This is a genomic window from Streptomyces sp. NPDC041796 (genome assembly GCF_055590785.1).
The window spans coordinates 216492-236026 of the sequence record NZ_JBVJAH010000002.1 but is presented as its reverse complement, the minus strand read 5'-3'; the positions used below and the strand labels follow the sequence as shown (position 1 = coordinate 236026).

Here is a 19535-nt window from a genome sequence, read left to right as displayed (position 1 = left end):
AGTGCTCGGATGGTGAGCACTTTAGGCCGGAGGATGGTTCCTGTCACCGAACGAGAGAAGGGACCCCCCATGCTGCGAGGGCTCGCCACCGTCAACTTCTGGGCCGACGACCTGGAGGCCGCCAAGAAGTGGTACGCCGAGCTGCTGGGCGTCGAGCCGTACTTCGAGCGCCCCGGCAACGGCGGGCCGGCCGCCTACTACGAGTTCAGGATCGGCGACCACCAAGCCGAACTCGGCCTCATCGACCGGCGCTACGCCCCGCCGGAAGCGCCCACCGCCCCCGGCGGCGCGATCGTCCACTGGCACGTCGACGACGTACGGGCCACCCTCGACCGGCTGCTGTCCATGGGGGCCACGCCGTACCAGCCGCTCACCGAGTACGGCCCCGGTTTCGTCGCCGCGTCCGTGACCGACCCGTTCGGCAACGTGCTGGGCATCATGTACAACCGCCACTACCTGGAGATGCTGGGCCGATGACGCACTTCGAGGACGCCTCCGCGTGGGAGTCGTGGCTGGCCGAGCACCATGGGACCGAGGGCGGCACCTGGCTGAAGATCGCCAAGAAGGGGTCCGCCGCCGTCTCGGTCACGGTCGAGGAGGCGCTGGAGGTCGCGCTGTGCTATGGCTGGATCGACAGCCACCGCAAGTCCTACGACGAGGACTTCTTCCTGCAACGGTACTCACCCCGCCGCAAGGGCAGCTCCTGGTCGCGGGTGAACGTCGAACGCGTGGAACGCCTGACCGCCGCCGGGCGCATGCGGCCACCCGGCTCGGCCGAGGTCGCCGCCGCCCAGGCGGACGGCCGCTGGGCGGCGGCCTACACCGCTCAGCGCCATGCCACCGTCCCGCCCGACCTGGCCGAGGCGCTGGCCGCCCACCCCGAGGCCGCCGCCCGTTTCGAGGCACTCGACAAGACCGGCCGGTACCAGGTCATCCTCCCGCTGCTCAAGGCCAGGACCCCGGCCGTGCGCGCCTCCCGCCTGCAGAAGGCGATCACCGGCCTGCTGAGCCGGTGAGGACCGGCGCGGCGCGCACAGCTCCGGCTCGCCGCCCCTGCGTCCCACGCCGGCACCGGCGTCGGCGGCGCGACGACCGACGACCGCCGGGTTCAGCGGTGGATGTTCGTCTGGTCGCCGCCGGCCTGATAGATGTGGCTACCGCCCGAAGCCCGTGCCTCCTGGACCACCGTGCGGGGACCTGACCGGTCGTCCGCCGCCGGCAGGAGCGGAGCCAGTTCCTCGTCGAGAAGGCGCTGGAGTTCCCCCGCCAGGCCCGGGTCGTCCCGCAGCAGCCGCTGAAGCCTCCGCTGCCAGTCCGAGGCCAGATGGAGTTCGGTGTCGGGGTCGTGGGCCTGTCGTGCCTGCAGCACCTCGGCACGCACCTCCGCCAGCTCCGCCTCGACGGCCGGAACTCGCTCGGGGTGGACGCGCCGCCACAACTCCGCGGCGGAGGAGCGTGCCTGCTGCCAGGCGTCGGTTGCCATCGCGCCGACCAGGGCGGTCGCGGCGGCCAGAGCCAGTGGGTCCATGTCGGCCTCCGGTGAGGAGAGTGGGTGGGTGGATGTCCCGCGCGGTGGTACGCGGCCGGCGCACTGTTTCTGTCCGGCCCGGGCGGTTCTCGGTGACCGGTGGGGTTTCGGGGGGCGAGGCCCTCGTCAACGGGCGGCAGACGTGGTCGGCGGAGGACCCCAGATCACCGCGTCGAACTCCACGCTGGGGCTGTACCCCTCCAGGATCCGCGTTGCCCGCAGGCGGGCGATCCGCCCGCCGTCGGTCCTCACACACAGGACGGTGCCGGTCCGCACGGGGACGGTGGGAGACGCGGCGGCATCCACCGTCTCGGTGCAGTCGGCGTAGTCCGCGGGCTCCCCGTCGGTCGGCCACGGCGACACGCCTCCGGCGCTGCTGCCGAAGACCACGATGCCGTCGCTGCCCCCCAACCCGAGACCGAGACCCAGATCGCCGTAGGTGAACTGCGCCGGTTTGGTCGGCCGGCCGTCATCCAGTTCCTTGCCCTCCAGGCCGAGCACCATCGTCCCGCTCCATTGGACGGTGGGCCGCGGGAGCCGGGACGCGGGGGCCGATTCGTCGGCCTTCCCTTCCGGAGGGATGCCGGGTCCCGTTGCCTGCGGGCGGTCGCCACCTGCCCGCGGAGCCGTGCTCGTGCCACCGGGCGAAGTGGCGTGCTCTCGCCCCCAGTCCCGCACGGGCCAGCCGTTGGTCATCGCGTACGCGGCGGCCGCGCCGATGACGGCGGCGACGGCCCCCGTCAGCACGATCCGTCTCCTCCGGTGGGCCCGGGAGCGGTCGACGGCGACACCGTGGGGGGACGCCACCGCACCGGGGTGGCCGGATGGGGGAAGGTAGAAGACGTTGTTGTTGCTGTTGCTGACATTGAGCTGTCCGCCCCCGGCCTGGTGCACCGAGCCGGACGTCTGCGCTCTTCCCTGCATGCGTACGCCGGGCTCGGGCCCTTCGGGCCACGCCTCGCCCCCACTCACGTTGCCAGACATCCCCCGCCCCGGCAGTCGTTTCCACCCGTGCCTTTCCGTGGGGCAAGAGTAGGTCCTCGCCTTGACGTCCCATCAGGCTTTCGCGGAATTCCCCGCCGGCCCCCAGGCGCCCGCCCTCGCCCGCGTCGTCGTGGCGAGCGACCTGCCAACTGGTGCGCGCCCATGTCATCCGGCACGCCGACGTCCTCGCCCGGCCTGCTCCAACGCCCGGCCGTATGCAACCTCGTTCGTGCTGACTACGGCGCCGTTCCCCTCCTCCAGGGCACCTCACCCGTTGAGCTGGTACAGCTCGGGCACGGACACCTTGATCGGCTCCTGCGTGGTGCGGGCGATCACGACGACCGCGGGCTCGTTCGGGTCGGGGTTCTCCTCACGGTGCGGTACGAACGGGGGTACGAGGAAGAAGTCGCCCGGACCGGCCTGGAGCCGCACCTCCTGTGTGCCGTCGTGGTAGACGAACACCGGGTGACCGCTCACCACGTAGATGCCGGCCTCGGAATCGCCGTGATGGTGGTTGTCCGTCGCACTCGACGGCGGGTTCTCCACCAGGCCCATCCAGAGCCTTCTCGACCCGACCGTGCCACCACTGATCGCCGCGTAGCCGTCCAGCGCGCCGGAACGCACGTGGTGGACGCGGTTGTTGGGCCGCTCGTCGGCAGTGGCGCCTTCATGCCCAGTCATCGTTGACCTCCTGGTCTCGTGGACGCGTTCGGAGGGAAGACTGCGACTCCCGCGCGGGGTCCGACAACATCCGTTGCCGGTATGGCAACGCCCTGCCCCGCAAGAAGCCTCGTTTCGGCCACGCATAGCGAAATAAATGCGGTCAATTTTGCGATGGGCGCACGAATGCTTCATCATCATGATCGCGCGTCAGATACTGCCGCGCACCAGGAAGTCGGGGGACTCGGGGAGCCCCGGCGCAGCGTTCGATCCCGTCGGCGGCGAGTTCGTGGTCTCGCCGTGCCGCGGTGACTCCCGCCCCGCCCTGTTTCCGTTCATCTAGGCAAAGGCCGCATGTCCGCCCACCAGCTCTCGGACCTCATACGTTTCGCACGTCACAACTCGCCCTTCTACCGCGACCTCTACGCGGACCTTCCGCCCCATGTCGACCGCCTCACCGATCTGCCGGTGGTCGACCAGGAGGCGTTCTGGGCGGCCAACACCCTCCACGACAACCGTGTCCTCACCGGGCCTCTCAGCGAGGCGACCGTCTTCCAGACCGGCGGTACCACCGGCGCGCCGAAGTTCTCCGCCTACACGCGTGACGAGTGGCGCACCTTCGTCACCGTCTTCGGCGACGGGCTCCTGGACGCCGGGCTGCGCCCGGGGCACCGTGTCGCGGACCTGTTCTACGCGGGCGAGCTCTACGCCAGCTTCCTCTTCCTCCTGGACTCGCTCGCCCACTGCCCCGTCGACAACGTGCGGCTGCCCATCGGCGGTGCCGCGCCGCTGGAGTCGACGGTCCGGACGCTGCGGGACTTCACCGCCCAGGTCGTGACCGGCACGCCGACCACCCTGTGCCGACTGGCCGAGCACCTGATCGGGGCCGGCCTGCGGTTGGACGCCGTCGAGCTGGTCCTCTTCGGCGGGGAGGCGCTCTTCGCCGACCAGCGGCGTCTGCTGGCCGCCGCCTTCCCCAACGCCCAGGCCCGGTCCGTCGGTTACGCGAGCGTCGACGCGGGCCTGCTCGGACGCCCCGTGCCGGGGCCGGACCCGCGCGTGCACCGGGCGTTCACCCCGTACTCGGTCGTCGAGATCCTCGACGACGCGACGGGCGCACCGGTGACCGAACCGGGCCGGCCAGGCCGGGCCGTCGTGACCAGCCTCTTCCGCCGTCTGATGCCCGTCATCCGCTACCCGGCGGGCGACCGCGCCGAGTGGACCGACACCGTGTCCGGCCACTTCCGCATCCTCGGGCGCGCCGAGGAGGGCGTACGCGTGGGGCCCGTGTCCCTCCACGTGAGGGACGCGCAGGACGCCGTGGCGGACGCGGACGTCACCGGCCGCATCGTCGGGATGCAATTGGTCGTACGCCGCTGGGACGGCCGTGACGGGCTGGTCCTCCGGCTGGCCACCGCCCCGGGCGACGACGGCCAGGCGGGCCGCGAGCAGCTCGCCGGAGCGGTCGTCACGCGGCTGGAGAAGGTCCGGCCGCTGTACCCGGACAGCGTCCGCGCCGAGTTCGTGCACCCGCTCACCGTGGAGTGGGCACGCCACCGCGACCTCGCCGTCAACCCGCGTACCGGCAAGCTCGTCCGCGTACTCGACGAGAGGCCGACCGCATGACCGGCCTCCGCCACGAGGCACCCCGTACCGGACACTCCACCCCGCCGCTCGGAGGCGGACGGTGAGCGCCCTGATCGCCCCCGCCCGAGGCTCCGACATCGCCGAACTGCGCCAGCTCTACTACGCCGTCTACGGGCCCCACTACCCGACCGCCCTCGGTACCGACCCGGCCGCGATGGCCCGGCTCATCGCGGACCCCGACACGCTGTGGCTCACCGCCCGCTGCCCGGACACCGGCGCCCTGGCCGCGTCGGCCGCCGTCCACGGGGAGCGGGGCAGCCGTATCGGCCGGCTGGAAGGGCTCGCCGTGCACCCCGACCACCGGTCCGGGGGCCTGGCCGCCCGCCTGACCGCGGCGCTGTGCGCCGGGACGCTGGACGCCGGGCGGCTGGACTCGGTGTACGCCACGGTCCGTACCGTCAGTGCCGGCCCGCAGCGCGTCGTCGCGCGCAACGGCTTCCGCCCGCTCGGTGTCCTGCCCAACGCGGTCGATCTGAGCAGCCGTGAGAGCCTCGCGCTCTACGCGCGTCACCGCCCCGGTGTGCTGGAGCGCCGCTTCCCGGTGCCCGAGGTGCCCGCACCGCTGCTGCCGCTCCTGCGGACCGCCGAGCGGGGCGTGGGCGTGTGCTACGACGGCACGCGACCCGTGGCCCCGGCCCCCGTGGCCGGACGCGGCGCGGCCGAGCACCTGGAACTGATCGAGGCGCCCTCCTTCGTACGCCGGCGCTTCCGCGAACGCTTCCCGGACGCCGACCGCTGGTTCTACCCGCTGCACACGCCCAATGTGCTGCTCACACCGGAGGACGGGCGGTTCGAGGTGTACGCCTACCTCAACCGCACCGGCCGGTACTGCTCGCTCGTCGCCGCCCACCCGGATCCGTCCGCCGCCGCCGCGTACCTCGAACCCGTCACCCGGACGCTCACCCGGGCCGGCGCGGGCTATGTCGAGGCGCTGGTGCCGCTGGCCCACCACGGGGCCCTGTCGGCCTTCCTCGCCCAGGGGTTCGTGGCGGGCGCGCTCTACCCGGCGATGCGACGGGACGGGGACGGCTTCCACGACTACGCCGTGCTGTCCCGGTCCACGGAGCGGATCGACTTCCGGGACGTCGTCGTCGAACCATCCCTCCAGCCGTACCTGGACTGCTACCTGTCGGCCTGGGCGTCGACCCACCTGCCCCCATTCGAGGTTGCCTCATGAACCCCCATCTCGCCCCGGTCGAGGTCCCCGACCCGGCCCTCCTGCCCCATGTGCAGCGGCTGTGCGACCTGACCGACCCGTACGCCCACGGCCCGGCCGAGGACGAGCTGTTCGCCGCGGCCATGGCGGAGATCAACGCCTGGCACACCGAACGGTCCCCGTTCTTCCGCTCGTTGTACGAGGCCACGCCGCCCGCACGGCCGTACCGCACCCCGCTGGTCCACGCCAACTTCTTCAAGCGCCACGAAGTGCTGTCCATCCCGCGCGACCAGGTCGACCTGCACCTGACGTCCTCGGGCACCACCGGCCAGAAGTCGCAGATGTTCTTCGACCGGTGGACCATCCGCGCCGCGCAGCGCATGGTGGCCCGGATCTTCGAACGCAACGGCTGGATCACCGCGGACCAGGAGGTCAACTACCTCCTCTACAGCTACGAGCCGGCACCCGCCCTCAACCTCGGTACCGCCTTCACCGACAACTACCTCTGCGACTTCGCCCCGGCCCGTACCGTCGAGTACGCGCTGCGCAACACCGGTGACGGGCACGAGTTCGACCCCTTCGGGTGCGTGGCGGCGCTGCGGCGCTTCGAACGGGACGACGCCCCGGTCCGCATCCTGGGCTTCCCCGCCTTCCTGTTCTTCACCCTGGAGCGGATGCGGGCCATGGGCCTGCCGCCACTGCGACTTCCCGAGGGCTCGCTCGTGATGCTCGGCGGCGGCTGGAAGGGCCACGCGGACCGGCGTATCGGCAAGGACGAGCTGTACGCCCGCGTCACCGATCAGCTCGGCATCCCCGGCGAGCGGATCCGCGACACGTTCGGGTCGGTCGAGCACTGCATCCCGTACATCGAGTGCAACCACCACCGCCTGCACGCGCCCGTCTGGTCGCGCGTCACCGTCCGCTCCACCAGGACGCTCGAACCGCTGCCGTACGGGGAGACCGGATACCTGCACCTGGTGTCGCCGTACATCACCTCCGTACCGGCACAGAGCGTCGTCATGGGCGACCTCGCCTCGGCGCACCCCGGGGACGCATGCGGATGCGGGCTGAGCACCGACTGGTTCACCATTCACGGCCGTGCCGGGGTGAGCCGCAATCGAAGCTGCGCGGTGGCCGCCGCCGAACTGATGAAGGGCATGTCATGACGACCGTCCAGCCGCACGCCGCCGCCGAACACCACTACTGGCAGGGCACGTTCATCGACTACGAGGAGGCCGGGCACCGCCTGGCCGGCCTCGCCGAGACGGTCGAGGACGCGCTCGGAACGCCCCTGGAGACCGAGACGCTGCTGGCCGCCTGCGACGCCCTGGCGACCGCCCTGACCGACCCCGGGCACCCCGTCCACGCCCGGCTCGCGCCCCACCTGCCGGAGGGCGAGGGCCCGGCCGTCCTCACCGAGATCGCCGGCCCCCTCAGCCGCCGGGAGCTCACACGCAAGCTCCGCCGCGAACTCGGCGCCACCGCACCGCAGCGGCTGAACCGCCCCGACGCCCGCGAGACCGTGTACGAGGCGTGGGCGCCCGTCGGCCTGGTCGCGCACATCGCGCCGGGCAACGCCGCCACCGTCGCGCCGCTCAGCGTCGTCGAGGGCCTCCTCGCCGGAAACGTCAACATCCTCAAGACCAGCGGCGGTGACACACCGCTCGCACAGCACCTGCTGGCCGAACTGGCCGACCTGGACCCGACCGGCGCCATCGCCGCGCGCGTCATCGTGCTGCGTTTCCCGTCCACGCGCCAGGAGTGGCTGCGCCTCATGTGCGCGCCGGCCGACGCGGTCGCCGTGTGGGGCGGCGAAAGCGCGGTGGAGGGCGTGGCCGCCCATGTGCCGCCGGGCTGCCGACTGGTGGAGTGGGGGCACCGCATCTCCTTCGCCTACCTCACGCGCGACGCCTGGGACGACCCCGGCACGCTCGGCGCGCTGGCCGACGACGTCTGCCTGTACGAGCAGCAGGCGTGCGCCAGCCCCCAGGTGGTCTACCTCGACACGGCGGACGAGGCCGAGGTGTTCGCCTTCGCGGAGCGTCTCGCCCGGGTGCTGGCCACGCGGGACCCGGCCGAAGCCCCCCACGCCCCGGACCCCGCCGAGGAGGCGGAGCTGACGACGACGGAACTGGTCGCCCGGCTGGAAGAACACCTGGGCCTCACCCGGGTGTTCGCCGCCCCCGACGGCTCGTGGCGGGTCCTGGCCGACACCCGTCCCGCCCTCACCGCCTCGCCGCTGCACCGCAGCGTGTGGGTCAAGCCGCTGCCGCGCAAACAGCTCACCGGCACCCTGCGCCCCATGCGGCGCTACCTCCAGACCATGGGCCTGGCGGCCGGCCGCGGCGACACCGCCGAACTGTCACGCGCCGCCCTGACCGCCGGAGTCACCCGCGTCACGCCCCTCGGAGCCATGCACACCAGCTACTCCGGTGAGCCGCACGACGGGGTGTACGCGCTCCAGCGCTACAGCCGCCGCGTGGCGGTGCAGGCCGACCGGCGGTTCGCCACCACCGCCTGCCTGGACGACCTGGCCCGGCCCGTCGTCCTCCCGCCGCCCGCGGGCCCCCTGCTCGGCAAGGACGAGGTCCAGGAACGCGCCCGTCACATCCCGCGCGCCGACGCCGAGCTGTACTTCCGCAGCGGCGGCACCACCGGCGCGCCCGCCCTGTCGCTGTTCAGCTACGACGACTACGACACCCAGATGCACGCCGCCGCCCGAGGACTGCTCGCCGCGGGCTACGACCCGGTGCGCGACCGTACGGCGAACCTCTTCTACTGCGGCGGCATGTACGGCAGTTTCATCAGCTTCTTCTCCATCCTGGAACGTCTCGGTGGCGTCCAGCTGCCCCTGGCGGCCGGTCCCGACCACCGGGCCACGGCGGAGGCACTGATCGCCCATGAGGCGGACACGCTCTTCGGGATGCCGTCGTACCTGTGGCAACTGCTGCACGACCAGGCGGACGCACTGCGCGCCTACGGCGGCATCCGCAAGATCTTCTACGGAGGTGAGCACTTCACCGACGAGCAGCGGCGCACGCTGCGGGAGACCTTCGGCATCGACGTCGTCCACTCGCTCGCCTACGGCAGCACCGACCTCGGCCCCCTCGGCTACCAGTGCACGGAGAGCAGCGGCGGCGTCCACCACCTCCACGCCGACCTGCACACCATGGAGATCCTCGCACTCGACTCCGACAGGCCGGTGCCGCCCGGGGAGACCGGCCGCCTGGTCTTCACCAGCCACGCGCGGCGCGGCCAGGACCTGAGCAGGTACGTCATCGGTGACCTCGGCCGGGCCGTTCCCGGGCACTGCCCCTGCGGCAGCCACGCCCCGCGCTTCGAGCTGCGCGGCAGGCTGGGTGACGTGATGCGGGTCGCCACCTACTTCCTCGACCACCGCCGCTTCGTCGCCCTCGCCGAGCAGGGCGGCCACCGGGGCGAGCTCCAGATCGTGCTCGCCGGGCAGGACACCCGCGAGCGGCTCACCGTCCGCGTGGAACGGTCCGGCGCACCGGACCCGCGGCGGCTGCGCGAAGCCTTCCTGGACGGCTACCCGGAGCTGCGCACGGCCGTGGAGGAACGGTTGCTCGACCTGTCGGTCGAGGCGGTGGACGGCCCGGCACTCGACCGCAGCCCGACGAGCGGCAAACTGCGCCGCGTGGTGGACACACGGCAGTAGCGGCGCCGTCCGGTGACCGGCGGCCGGTTCGGCCTGCTCCCACCGCGCACGGGGGCCGGGCTCCTCGAGCGCCGAACCGGCCGGCCGGGTGCCCGCGACCGCCCGGAGGAAATACACGGGCGGTGCGCCCACCACCCGCCTTATCGTGGGCCGCTGCCGTCCACACCGCGACGGCCCGACAGAAAGGGGACGCCGAGTGCCGGACGTGCACGGGATCATGCTGGACGCCGAGCTGAACAAGGGGTTCGACGTGTGGTCCAGTTATCTGGACGCCGACACGGGTGAGGACCCACAGGCCCGTGCGCGGCTGCGCTCCACGTTGGAGGCGGCGTGCTCCGCCGCCGCCGAGGGAGACCCCGAGTCCGCGCGCGCCCTGCTGGCCGACATGTACGACGACGCCCGGGAAGCCGGTCTTCCCTGGGCTCCCCCGCAGCATCGCCCCCACGAAGCCGACAGCCAGGCACGCGACTACGCGAAGGACGAACTGCGGCAGGTGCTGCCTCTGCCCCTGCGCGAGGAGCTCGACATCCTCGCGCTCCACCTGAGGGTCATCGACCGGCGCTGCCGGACCGCCCCGGGCCTTGACGCCGCCACCCGCCAGGGCATGCTCTACCTCACCGCCCGCGCGTGGATGGCCCTCGACCTCGCCCACCCGACCGCGGCGCGACACGAACTCGACCGCCTGAAGGCGCTGGCGCGACGCCGGGGCGTGGAGCCCTGAGCCGACCGGCCATCACCAGGGCACCGGAACCGGTGGAGCCGCCAGGGCCTCCGCCGCCGTACGGATCATGAGGTCCGAGCACGAGATCACACAGCCGCTGCTCCGGTCGCGGGACGTGGCCGCGCGTGGAACTCACGACTGGCGCACCGTCAAGGGCCGGGCGGAGAGCGCCATCCTCGCGGCTCCGGTCCCGGTGCGGTTCGGGGTGCCGGCCCTCGTGCTGTTCCCCGGTGCCCTCGGGCCGTACCACCTCGTGGACGCCGCCGCTTACGACAGCCGGCTCCACGGCGGCTGAGAGCCGGTCGTCGTGGGGGCGGCACGCAACGGTAGGATCCGGGCATGCCGCTGACCATGGAGGACGTGAACCGGTTCGAAGGCGCAAGGCCCCGTCTGGAAGCCATCGCCTACCGTCTGCTCGGCTCCGCGAGCGAGGCCGAGGACGCCGTACAGGACACGTTCCTGCGCTGGCAGGCCGCCGACGTCGAGCGCATCGAGGTCCCCGAGGCATGGCTGACGAAGGCGCTCACCAACCTCTGCCTCAATCAGCTCACTTCCGCCCGCGTGCGGCGCGAGACCTATGTGGGCCAGTGGCTTCCCGAGCCGCTGCTCGAGGGGGACCCGATGCTGGGCCCGGCCGACACCGCCGAGCAGCGCGAGTCGGTCTCGTACGCCGTCCTCACCCTCATGGAGCGGCTGTCGCCCAATGAGCGGGCGGTGTACGTCCTGCGGGAGGCCTTCGGCTACGCGCACCGGGAGATCGCCGACATCCTCGAGATCACCGAGGCGGCCGCCCAGCAGATATTCCACCGCGCCAAGAAGCACATCAGGGACGGCAAGGCCCGCAGCGAGATCGACGAGGCCGCCACCCGGCGGATCGTCGAGGAGTTCCTGGCGGCCGCCACCAGTGGGAAGACCGAGCCTCTGGTACGGCTCCTCACCGCCGACGCCGTTTCGATCGGTGACGGCGGCGGCAAGGTCCCGGCCCGCGCCAAGGCGTTCGAGGGCGCCCTCGCGGTCGCGCGGTTCATGCGGGGCCTGTTCAAACCCGCGGCGTCCAAGCGTGCCCTGGCGGGCGGCTCGCCCGGGATCTACACCACGACCGCCAACGGCGGTCCCGCCCTCGTGGCGGTCGTCGACGGCCGGGTCATCGGCATCATGTGCCTGGAGATCACGGCCGAGGGCATCGCCGCGTTCCGCAACCAGGTCAACCCCGACAAGCTCGAGCGCGCTACCGAGGTGTGGGCGGCCGCCGATCATGGAGAGCCCCTGTTCCACGCGTTCTGACCGCGATGTGAGGTGCTTCACATCGCGACCCTGTCAGGAATCGACGGGCTGCCCGGTTCAAGGTGCGTAACCGCGTAAGACACGGGCGGACCCGCGCAGACAGGAGCTAGAAATGCAGCACCGCATCATCGTTCTCGGCGGCGGCTACACCGGAGCCGTCGCGGCCGGCCGCCTCGCCCGGCGGCTGCACCGTGACGACGTCGCCATCACCCTCGTCAACGCCGAGCCCGACTTCGTCGAGCGCGTCCGGCTGCACCAGCTCGCGGTCGGCCAGGACCTTCGGCCCCGGCCCTTCAGCGAGATGTTCGCGGGCACCGGCGTCCGGCCGACGGTCGCGAAGGTCACCGGGATCGACGTCGACCGCAGGACTGTCGCCGTCGTCGACGCCGAGGGCGGCACCGAGGAGCTGGAGTACGACACCCTCGTGTACGCCCTCGGCAGCGTCTGGAACGACCAGGGCGTCCCCGGCAGCGCCGAGCACGCCTACGAGATCGCGAGCCGGCCCGGAGCGCTCCGGCTGCGGGAGCGTCTGGCCGGCCTGGACGCCGGACAGCCCGTGGCCGTCGTCGGCGGCGGCCTCACCGGCCTGGAGGCCGCGACCGAGATCGCCGAGGCCCGCCCGGACCTGGCCGTCGCCCTCGCGACCCGCGGTGGCCTCGGCGACTGGCTGTCGGACAAGGGGCGCGGGCACCTGCGGAAGGTCCTCGGCAGGCTCGGCATCACCGTCCACGAGCGCGTCACCGTCACCGCCGTCGAGTCCGACCACCTCACCACCGCCGACGGCACGTCCGTCCCGGCCGCGGTCACCGTGTGGACCACCGGCTTCGCGACCCACCCCATCGCACAGGCCACCGCCCTGGAGATCACCGGCACCGGACAGATCGTGGTGGACGCAACCATGCGCTCGGTCTCGCACCCCGATGTGTACGCCGTCGGCGACGCGGCCATGACCATGGGCCCCGGCGACAAGCCGCTGCGCATGTCGTGCGCCTCCGGCGTCCCCGCCGCGTGGCAGGCGGCCGACGCCATCGCGGCGCGCCTCACCGCCGGCAAGATCCCGGCCATCCCGATCCGATACTTCAACCAGTGCGTCTCACTGGGCCGCAAGGACGGCCTGATCCAGTACGTCACCGCCGACGACCGCGCCGTCGGCGCGGCCCTCACCGGCCGGGCGGCCGCCGCCTACAAGGAACTGATCTGCAAGGGCGCGGCCTGGGGCGTCGCGAACCCGACCCTCGGCCTGCCGAGCCGCCGCCGCCGTGTGGTGCGCGATGCGGCCCGGGCGGGCCAGGCCGTCGAGGCGTCGGCCTGACGCGCACCGTGACGCGGGCGCCTCACGACAGGGGCGCCCGGCCTCACCGCCGACTCCCCGCTACCCGGCGCAGGCCACGGAGGCGCGCGGATCGGACCGGGGCGTCGGACGCGGGCGCCGGCCTTCGCCGCCCAGGACGCCGCGGCGGCGGCCCTGCCGCGGGCGGCGGCGGAGTCCGACGCAACGCGGCACTTCCGGTGGAGCGTTGACGAGCACGTCCGCCCAGAGGGCCGCACCGAACGCGCGCATGCCGGCGTCGGACACCTCCGGCGGGCCCCAGGTCACTTCGCCGCATCCGGCGGCCCGCCAGCACTTCTCGTGGACCTCGCGGCGCGGGCACCCGGCCCGGACCCGCTGCAACGCGCCCCGCTCCAGGGCGCCTGAGCCCCGGAGGCGCGGGGGAGATCCCCGCCCCGCGCGGGGGAACGCCGCCGCAGCCCGGGGACGCGACCGCCGGCACCGCACGCCGCCGCCCGCCCATGGCCGGGGGACAACAGCGCGTGCGCCATGACGAGCAGCACGCCCGCGCCGTTGACGAGGCCCCCCACCACGTCGCTCGGGTGGTGCATGCCCCGGTACAGGCGGGACACGGCCACCGCCGGCGGTACGACCAGCAGCACCACGGCCACGACGTACCGCCACGGTCCGCGCAACCGGGTGAGCGCAAGCATGGCCAGTCCGCCGTAGAGGGCCAGCGACGCCCCCGCGTGGCCCGAGGGGAAGCTGGAGGTCGGCGGCGCCGGGTCGAGGCGCGGCACGTCGGGACGCGGTCGCTCCACACACGCCGTCACCACGAGGAAGAGGGCCGACTGCGCGGCGACCGCCCCCGCGAGGAAGAGTGCCTCCCGCCGGCGCGGTGCTCGTGGTAGCACCAGCAGCGCGACCACACACACGACCGTGACACCGATGACGCACTCGGTGGAGGCGACGAACGTCAGCCACCGCGAGACGACCGTGGCCGTGGCGCTGCGCCGCTCCGCGAACCAGGCACTGACGCCCCTCTCCGCCGCAAGGGGCCACGCGTCCGCCGCGGGGCCGGTGACCAACAGGCCCGTGCCCACCAGCAACACCCCGAGACACGGCAACCACACCAGTGAGCCGATCCGACCGGCGACCACGCCGCTTCCCGTTGTCATGGCCCCCTTCTTGCCCGTCGCGCCCGGGTGAACCGCGCTCACGAGCCGGTCACGTCACCGAGGCGCACGGATCCGGCTCCTCCGGCCGCCCGTCCCGCGCCAGTTCCGCGTTGAACTGTGCCCCGGCCAACAGCACTACGTGGGACACCCACAGCCAGACCAGGAACGCCACCACCCCCGCCAGGGAACCGTAGAGCCGGTTGTACGTCGCGATGTGCCCCGCGTAGAACGCGAACCCCACGGACGCCAGCAGCCACAGCAGCACCGCCAGCGTCCCGCCTCCCACCGTCTGCCGCACACCGCGCGACTGAGGCGGCCCCGACCGGAAGAGCAACAGCACCAGGGCGACGACCACCCCGAACAACAGCGGCCACTTCAGGCCCGCCCACACCAGGGCCGCCTGATGATCCGTCCCCGTGCCCCGGCCGATCGCCCTGGCGACCCGCTCGGCGGCGGTCAGCGTCAGAACACCGCTGACCAGCAGCGCCAGAACGGTCACCGCTCGCAGCAGGATGGCGGGGAAGGTCCGCCACGCAGGACGGCAGTCGGGAACGCCGTACATCGCGTGCAACGCGCGCCGGAACACGGCCAGATAGCTGGAGGCCGACCACAGGGCAGCGCCGCCGGTGAGCACCAGCAGCACCCAGGTGACCGACGGCTCGGCATCCGGGTCGCCCAGCGCCTGCGCCAGCACCGGCCGGGCCTCCTTCGGTACGAACGCCCCCAACTGCGCGATGACCTCCTGCGGGGAGCCCGTGCCCAGCAGGGCCATCGAGAAGACGATCACCAGCAGGGAAGGGAAGACCGCCAGAACCGCGTAGTACGTCAGCGCCGCGGCCCAGTCGGTGAGGTCGTCCTCCCAGACGGCGACCGGCGTACGGGCCAGAGCCCTGACGTACGCATGCTGCTCGCGCCGACCGGGCGCCGAGCCGCTCGCGGGGACACCGATCGTCATGAAACCACCGCTCCGTTCCGCCTGCCGCGCCCCGGCCGCCGCCTGCCCCGAGCGACAGCGGCAGGGTCTCCTTCCTGCTGCCCCGCGACGGCCGGCTCACGCCCTGCTCCGGCCCACCTGATTCCCGGTCGCCGAAGTGGTGATGAGGAAGGCATGACGACCGCGGACGCGCGTACCAGGCTGCAACAGCTCCAGGACCGGCTCGGCGAGCGGACACCACCACCGATCGACGGCCAGACACGCATCCGGCTGCCCGCGTCCGCCACGCCGGACGACGAGGGCGGCAAGGGCGGTGAAGGGGACGAAGGGGACGAAGGGGGCGAGGGGTGCTCGTGCCGGGACGCCGACGGCCCTAGAGCCCGGCGACCTTGGCGCTCGCCGACAGCTCGTAGACCAGGGTGACCGTGCGGCGGCTGTCCGGCGGCAGGCCGATGTTCCAGCGGGCGATCCCCTCGGCGTCGACCGCGTCGGGCGCCGGTGAACAGGCGTCCTTGCGCAGGCGCACCTCCACGGCGGAGGTTTCGGAGACCGGGATCCGTTCCCGTAGGACGAGCATCCGCTCGCCGGTCTCCCCGGGGGCGGAGAACCGCGACAGGTGCAGCCGGACCGTCCGGGTCACGACCGTCCGCTGCATGAGCCCGGAGGAGTCGCGGGTCTCCTCCGTCCGACGGACCACCCGGTGGTCGTCGCAGCTGCCGAAGGCGAGCTCGACGGGGGCGCCGGGAGCGGTGAAGTCCAGCGTGCCGCGGCCGGTGAAGCCGCTGCCGCGCACCAGGTCCACCGGCCCGGCGAGCAGGGCGTGACCGGACTGGTTGTCGAACCCGACCACCTGGGTGACCAGCGGCGACAGTTCGGGCGAGCAGGCGTACTCGCTGCTCACGGCCGCGGTGAAGGCCGACAGAGGCACCCGGTGGGCGTGCCCGTCAGCGGGCACGGAGACCGGGGCGGGGGAGTGCAGCACCCGCGCCTGGCCGCCGTCGTCCACACCGGGCAGACCGAGCACGGGCGCGGGGCCGACGTCGCCGATCTCCTCCTCGCGCAGTTCCACCTCGACCGTGCGGCGCTCGGCGGGGGAGCGGTCCTTGAGCGTCAGCCGGTCCTCCCCCAGGCGCGGCGGGTCACCGGCCAGCGCCGACCGGGCCGTGGACAGCGTCAGCCGCACGCCGGACCAGTCCTCACCCGTGCGCTGCCAGACGATGGCGTCGGTCTCCAGGGTCAGGCGGTCCCCGTCGAGCACGGCACGGTAGGCCGGCCGCCACAACGCACACGGGGTGAGGTGGCTCAGGCGCAGTCGGGCCGGTCCGGCCGCCGTGGCCTCGACGGTCAGCTCGATGTGGCCGACCAGCTCGGCGGGCCGGTCCTCGGCGAGGTCCATGACACGCTGTGTGTCGCCGAGTTCGGTGGCCAGGGCGGCCAGCCGGGCCTCCACGGTACGCAGTTGTTCACCGTGGGCGTCGCGTTCCTCGTCCACACGGTCCAGTTCGCTTGCCCAGCGGGCGCTTTCGACCTCCCCGGAGCCGGCGCCTTCGCGGATCTCCCGCAGCAGGTCGTCGGCGAGGCGGCCGAGCAGGTCGAGGCGGGTGCGCAACCGGTCGCGCCGCTGCTCCAGGCCGCGCCGCTCCTCTTCGAGGTCGTGCACCCGCAGGCGCAGGGCGGAGTCGTCCTCGGCGGACGGCACCGGGTCGGGCGGTGTCCAGGTCCGCACGATCCGCACGTCCAGCACCGTCGCGGGGCTGTCGGCGGTCAGCTCGGCGTGGAGGGTGCGGTCGGCCGCCAGGGCACTGACCGGACCCAGCCGCAGCCGCTGGACGCCGGCCTGCAGGTCGAGCACGGTGGCGCGCTCGACGTGGGCGCGGTCCTCCAGGCACGTGACGGCGGTGACGGGCAGCGGGATCGGCTTCGAGGCCGGGGACGGCGACGTGGACGGTGGCGTGGACATGTGTGTCAGCTCCTGCGGTTGCCGCCGACCAGGGCCTTGCCGGCCGGGATGCGGATCTCGTAACCGCCGTCGAGGGCGGCGGTGGCGCCGGCGGGCAGCTCCACCCGCCACACGCGGGTGCCGGGCGCGTGGTGCTCGGGCCCCGTGCCGTCCTCGGGCGTCGCCCAGTCGGCCCGTTCCTCGATGCGGACGTCCGGTTCGGAGGTGACGGGCACCCGCTCGCGGACCTCCACGGTGACCGGCCTGCCGAGCCGGTTGGCCAGTTCCACGTGGACGCGGTGGTCGAGCACGGTGGTGTTGCCCCGCAGGCCCGCGGTCGACTCGTGCACGTTCGTACGCCGGGCCACCCCGATACCCTCGGCCGGCCCGAGACCCACCCGCCGGACCCCGCCGGGGGCCAGCGTGGGCAGCGCGGCGGTCAGCAGGAAGTCGTCGTCCACGGTGACCTCCACCGGCCCGGCCAGCAGGGCCTGGTCGGTGGCGTTGGAGAGCAGCAGCGTGGCGTACACCGTCTGCTCCACGGACGGCACGCAGAGGTACTCGGTGCGCAGCCCGACCGGCACCTCACCGACGGTGATGGTGTGCCAGGTGCCGTCCGACGGGATGTCGGCGCGGGCGGCGGCGTCGAAGCGGTGGTCGAAGGAGCCCGCGGACTCCCGGGGCCGCACAGCGTGTCCGGGCAGCGGCAGCGCGGCCACCGCTTCGGCGCGGCGGCGGTACTCGGCCGCCACCGCGTCGAACGGCGCCTCGGGGAACAGCCGGCCCCTGCGCCCACCCGGCTCGCCGGGGCCGGACAGGACGAGGGCGGCGTAGTCGAGTTCGGCATCGCTCGGTTGCGGCGGGCCGGCCACTGGCGCCGGTGCGGGTGCCGGTGCGGCCCGTGGCGGCACGGCGGCGGCGGGTGCCCCAGGGGCCGCGGGTGCCATGGGTGCGGAGCCCGCGCCGGACCTGGCGCCGGTGCGCGGTCTGCCGCCCGGCCTGCCGCTCGGCCGCGCCTGGACCGGCTGCGCGGGGGCGGGCATCGCGCCGAACGCGTCCGGGGCGGCACCGGGCGAACCGGGGGGCATGGGGAAGGCACCGGGCGGCGCTCCGTACGCCTGCGGTGCCGGCGGAGGCGGCGGCGGTACGGCACCGGGTGCGGGCCCGCCCGCGACGGCCAGGGGCGCCGAACCGGCCAGGCCGGCCCGGGAAACGGCAGCCGTCGCGGGGCGCGGACCGGCCGTGTCGTACCCGGTGAACAGGTCGGCGAGCCCCGCCGGGGGTTCACGCCAGCCGGACGGCGCGGGCGCGGGCTGACGGCGCCCGATCCTCAGCGAGCGGAGCCGCGGCAGATCGGTACGGCGCCGAAGGTCGGCGGTGGCCAGGCCGATGCGTACGCCGGTCCAGTCCTCACCGGTGCGCTGCGCGACCGAGGCGCGCAGCACGAGCCGGCCGGTACCGTCGCCCTGACGGTGGGTGAGCCGGTAGGCCGGCACCCACACGGCGCCCGGCACCCCGTACTCGATCTCCAGATCCACGTCCTGGTCCCCCGCGCCGTCGAGGCTGACCACCGCACAGACGGTGGTCTCCACGTGCGCCGACGGCGCGTCGCTGGAAGCGCGGGCCAGCCGGTCCGTGGCGACGGCCAACTCGTGCTCGACGCGCCGCAGATCCTCCTCGAGCTCGACGAGCCGGGCGTGCAGCCCCGTCAGCCGCTCGTCGACGAACTCGGCGAGCTCCAGCCACGCGTCGACCGGGGTCCGGCGGTGCGGGTCCTCCCGCCTGCGGGCGGGCGGCACCGGGTGCAGGGCCGCGACCTCCTCGACCAGGGCCAGTTGCCGGTCCCGGCGTCCCAGCGCCGCCTCGCACGCGTCGTTCAGCCGCTCGACCTCGCGCCGCAACGCGTCGCGCGTGCCGTCGCCGTGCGGCTCCGCCTCGACCTCCACCCGCGCCTCGACGACCCGCACACCGGGGGCGCCCAGGACCCGGGCCCGCAGGGAACCGGGGTCGAGCGACCGCGGCAGCCCCGTCACCCGCACCCGGCCGTCCGGCGGCACGCTGCCCCGGGCCAGGCGGTGGCAGAGCGCGCCCTGCGCGTACACCACAACCGAATCGAGGGTCGACCCCCACCTGGATGCTGTCCCAGCCGTCATGCTCTCCGCCCCCCGCGCGCCCGTACTGAGCGAAGCCTACGCCCGCGCCGCCCGCGTCCGCCTCCGAGTTCCGATCTCCACAGGCGCAGGGCGGACCACCACCAAACGGTGGCCGTCACCCAAGCGGCACCCATAGGAGAGGAACACCCGGAATGACCTTGGCAGGCGACATGATCCTGCTCGCCTTCGACGCGTAGAGCGCCGGACTCCCCGCCCGGCAGCCCCTGGCTCCGGCGGTACCAGCCTTTGCGGCGTCGCCAAGGCCCTGAAGCGCAACCCGCTCGGGTCGCCGCCCCGCTCGGGCCGCCGCCGGGCCGCAACGGCGCACCAGGAAGCCGGCCGGGCGCCGCCGCGAGAATTTTTTCGCGTGCGTTGAACAGATCATGCGCCCCATCCGTATGG

Annotated in this window: 17 protein-coding genes; 10 read left to right on the top strand and 7 right to left on the bottom strand. The window is 73.4% G+C overall.

The genetic code is table 11. The features are described from left to right. Positions 1-69: 69 nt before the first annotated feature. Both ACZ6C1_RS04390 and ACZ6C1_RS04385 read left to right on the top strand, forming a co-directional pair. On the top strand, positions 70-477 hold the full coding sequence (locus ACZ6C1_RS04390; RefSeq protein WP_469237545.1) for a VOC family protein: 408 nt from the start codon (positions 70-72) through the stop codon (positions 475-477). Further along, positions 474-1016 (top strand): YdeI/OmpD-associated family protein, encoded by a 543-nt coding sequence (locus tag ACZ6C1_RS04385; protein ID WP_469237544.1) that lies wholly within the window; start codon positions 474-476, stop codon positions 1014-1016. The genes ACZ6C1_RS04390 and ACZ6C1_RS04385 overlap by 4 nt, the downstream gene beginning before the upstream one ends. A gap of 92 nt (positions 1017-1108) precedes the next feature. On the opposite strand, the gene ACZ6C1_RS04380 is transcribed toward ACZ6C1_RS04385, so the two are convergent. The 3 genes from ACZ6C1_RS04380 to ACZ6C1_RS04370 all read right to left on the bottom strand — a co-directional run bounded on the left by ACZ6C1_RS04380 (position 1109) and on the right by ACZ6C1_RS04370 (position 3193). Then, the gene (locus ACZ6C1_RS04380) at positions 1109-1528 is read right to left on the bottom strand and encodes a hypothetical protein (RefSeq protein WP_469237543.1); all 420 of its coding nucleotides are present in this window, start codon (positions 1526-1528) and stop codon (positions 1109-1111) included. Positions 1529-1654: 126 nt separating this feature from the next. Next, positions 1655-2512, bottom strand: coding sequence for a hypothetical protein (locus ACZ6C1_RS04375; protein ID WP_469237542.1), 858 nt, complete (start codon positions 2510-2512; stop codon positions 1655-1657). Between the two features lie 267 nt (positions 2513-2779). Further along, positions 2780-3193 (bottom strand): cupin domain-containing protein, encoded by a 414-nt coding sequence (locus ACZ6C1_RS04370; protein ID WP_469237540.1) that lies wholly within the window; start codon positions 3191-3193, stop codon positions 2780-2782. A gap of 333 nt (positions 3194-3526) precedes the next feature. Here ACZ6C1_RS04370 and ACZ6C1_RS04365 point away from each other — a divergent pair, with 333 nt between their 5' ends. The 8 genes from ACZ6C1_RS04365 (at position 3527) to ACZ6C1_RS04330 (ending at position 12971) form a co-directional block, all read left to right on the top strand. Further along, the gene (locus tag ACZ6C1_RS04365) at positions 3527-4798 is read left to right on the top strand and encodes a phenylacetate--CoA ligase family protein (protein WP_469237538.1); all 1272 of its coding nucleotides are present in this window, start codon (positions 3527-3529) and stop codon (positions 4796-4798) included. A gap of 61 nt (positions 4799-4859) precedes the next feature. Further along, a complete protein-coding gene (locus ACZ6C1_RS04360) occupies positions 4860-5996 on the top strand; it encodes a GNAT family N-acetyltransferase (RefSeq protein ID WP_469237536.1) in 1137 nt (378 codons plus the stop codon). Beyond that, complete coding sequence (locus ACZ6C1_RS04355; protein WP_469237532.1) at positions 5993-7141, top strand: LuxE/PaaK family acyltransferase; 1149 nt, start codon at positions 5993-5995, stop codon at positions 7139-7141. The genes ACZ6C1_RS04360 and ACZ6C1_RS04355 overlap by 4 nt, the downstream gene beginning before the upstream one ends. Next, complete coding sequence (locus ACZ6C1_RS04350; protein ID WP_469237530.1) at positions 7138-9654, top strand: acyl-CoA reductase; 2517 nt, start codon at positions 7138-7140, stop codon at positions 9652-9654. Before ACZ6C1_RS04355 ends, ACZ6C1_RS04350 begins: the two co-directional genes overlap by 4 nt. A gap of 196 nt (positions 9655-9850) precedes the next feature. Next, complete coding sequence (locus ACZ6C1_RS04345; protein WP_469237528.1) at positions 9851-10375, top strand: hypothetical protein; 525 nt, start codon at positions 9851-9853, stop codon at positions 10373-10375. Between the two features lie 67 nt (positions 10376-10442). Next, a complete protein-coding gene (locus ACZ6C1_RS04340) occupies positions 10443-10670 on the top strand; it encodes a DUF6336 family protein (protein ID WP_469237525.1) in 228 nt (75 codons plus the stop codon). Between the two features lie 44 nt (positions 10671-10714). After that, entirely contained in the window at positions 10715-11659 is a 945-nt protein-coding gene (gene sigJ / locus ACZ6C1_RS04335) for an RNA polymerase sigma factor SigJ (RefSeq protein WP_469237523.1), read from the top strand. A gap of 112 nt (positions 11660-11771) precedes the next feature. Further along, positions 11772-12971, top strand: a complete 1200-nt coding sequence (locus tag ACZ6C1_RS04330; RefSeq protein WP_469237521.1) for an NAD(P)/FAD-dependent oxidoreductase — start codon at positions 11772-11774, stop codon at positions 12969-12971. Positions 12972-13252: 281 nt separating this feature from the next. Here ACZ6C1_RS04330 and ACZ6C1_RS04325 read toward each other — a convergent pair whose 3' ends face one another. The 4 genes from ACZ6C1_RS04325 to ACZ6C1_RS04310 form a co-directional block, all read right to left on the bottom strand. Then, complete coding sequence (locus ACZ6C1_RS04325; protein WP_469237519.1) at positions 13253-14107, bottom strand: phosphatase PAP2 family protein; 855 nt, start codon at positions 14105-14107, stop codon at positions 13253-13255. Positions 14108-14156: 49 nt separating this feature from the next. Continuing rightward, on the bottom strand, positions 14157-15062 hold the full coding sequence (locus tag ACZ6C1_RS04320) for a YihY/virulence factor BrkB family protein (protein ID WP_469237517.1): 906 nt from the start codon (positions 15060-15062) through the stop codon (positions 14157-14159). 352 nt (positions 15063-15414) lie between these two features. Continuing rightward, positions 15415-17001 carry a mucoidy inhibitor MuiA family protein gene (locus ACZ6C1_RS04315; protein WP_469237515.1) on the bottom strand — a complete coding sequence of 529 codons (1587 nt, stop codon included), beginning with the start codon at positions 16999-17001 and terminating at the stop codon, positions 15415-15417. 5 nt (positions 17002-17006) lie between these two features. Next, positions 17007-19133 carry a DUF4139 domain-containing protein gene (locus ACZ6C1_RS04310; protein WP_469237513.1) on the bottom strand — a complete coding sequence of 709 codons (2127 nt, stop codon included), beginning with the start codon at positions 19131-19133 and terminating at the stop codon, positions 17007-17009. Positions 19134-19535 lie beyond the last annotated feature (402 nt).

Excerpts from the sequence above, each read along its gene's own strand:
- ACZ6C1_RS04380 (WP_469237543.1), bottom strand. The coding sequence starts at position 1,528 with ATGGACCCACTGGCTCTGGCCGCCGCGACCGCCCTGGTCGGCGCGATG.
- ACZ6C1_RS04330 (WP_469237521.1), top strand. The coding sequence starts at position 11,772 with ATGCAGCACCGCATCATCGTTCTCGGCGGCGGCTACACCGGAGCCGTC.
- ACZ6C1_RS04375 (WP_469237542.1), bottom strand. The coding sequence starts at position 2,512 with ATGTCTGGCAACGTGAGTGGGGGCGAGGCGTGGCCCGAAGGGCCCGAG.
- ACZ6C1_RS04310 (WP_469237513.1), bottom strand. The coding sequence starts at position 19,133 with ATGACGGCTGGGACAGCATCCAGGTGGGGGTCGACCCTCGATTCGGTT.
- ACZ6C1_RS04350 (WP_469237530.1), top strand. The coding sequence starts at position 7,138 with ATGACGACCGTCCAGCCGCACGCCGCCGCCGAACACCACTACTGGCAG.
- ACZ6C1_RS04315 (WP_469237515.1), bottom strand. The coding sequence starts at position 17,001 with ATGTCCACGCCACCGTCCACGTCGCCGTCCCCGGCCTCGAAGCCGATC.
- ACZ6C1_RS04325 (WP_469237519.1), bottom strand. The coding sequence starts at position 14,107 with ATGACAACGGGAAGCGGCGTGGTCGCCGGTCGGATCGGCTCACTGGTG.
- ACZ6C1_RS04385 (WP_469237544.1), top strand. The coding sequence starts at position 474 with ATGACGCACTTCGAGGACGCCTCCGCGTGGGAGTCGTGGCTGGCCGAG.
- ACZ6C1_RS04370 (WP_469237540.1), bottom strand. The coding sequence starts at position 3,193 with ATGACTGGGCATGAAGGCGCCACTGCCGACGAGCGGCCCAACAACCGC.
- ACZ6C1_RS04365 (WP_469237538.1), top strand. The coding sequence starts at position 3,527 with ATGTCCGCCCACCAGCTCTCGGACCTCATACGTTTCGCACGTCACAAC.
- ACZ6C1_RS04340 (WP_469237525.1), top strand. The coding sequence starts at position 10,443 with ATGAGGTCCGAGCACGAGATCACACAGCCGCTGCTCCGGTCGCGGGAC.
- sigJ (WP_469237523.1), top strand. The coding sequence starts at position 10,715 with ATGCCGCTGACCATGGAGGACGTGAACCGGTTCGAAGGCGCAAGGCCC.
- ACZ6C1_RS04390 (WP_469237545.1), top strand. The coding sequence starts at position 70 with ATGCTGCGAGGGCTCGCCACCGTCAACTTCTGGGCCGACGACCTGGAG.
- ACZ6C1_RS04320 (WP_469237517.1), bottom strand. The coding sequence starts at position 15,062 with ATGACGATCGGTGTCCCCGCGAGCGGCTCGGCGCCCGGTCGGCGCGAG.
- ACZ6C1_RS04355 (WP_469237532.1), top strand. The coding sequence starts at position 5,993 with ATGAACCCCCATCTCGCCCCGGTCGAGGTCCCCGACCCGGCCCTCCTG.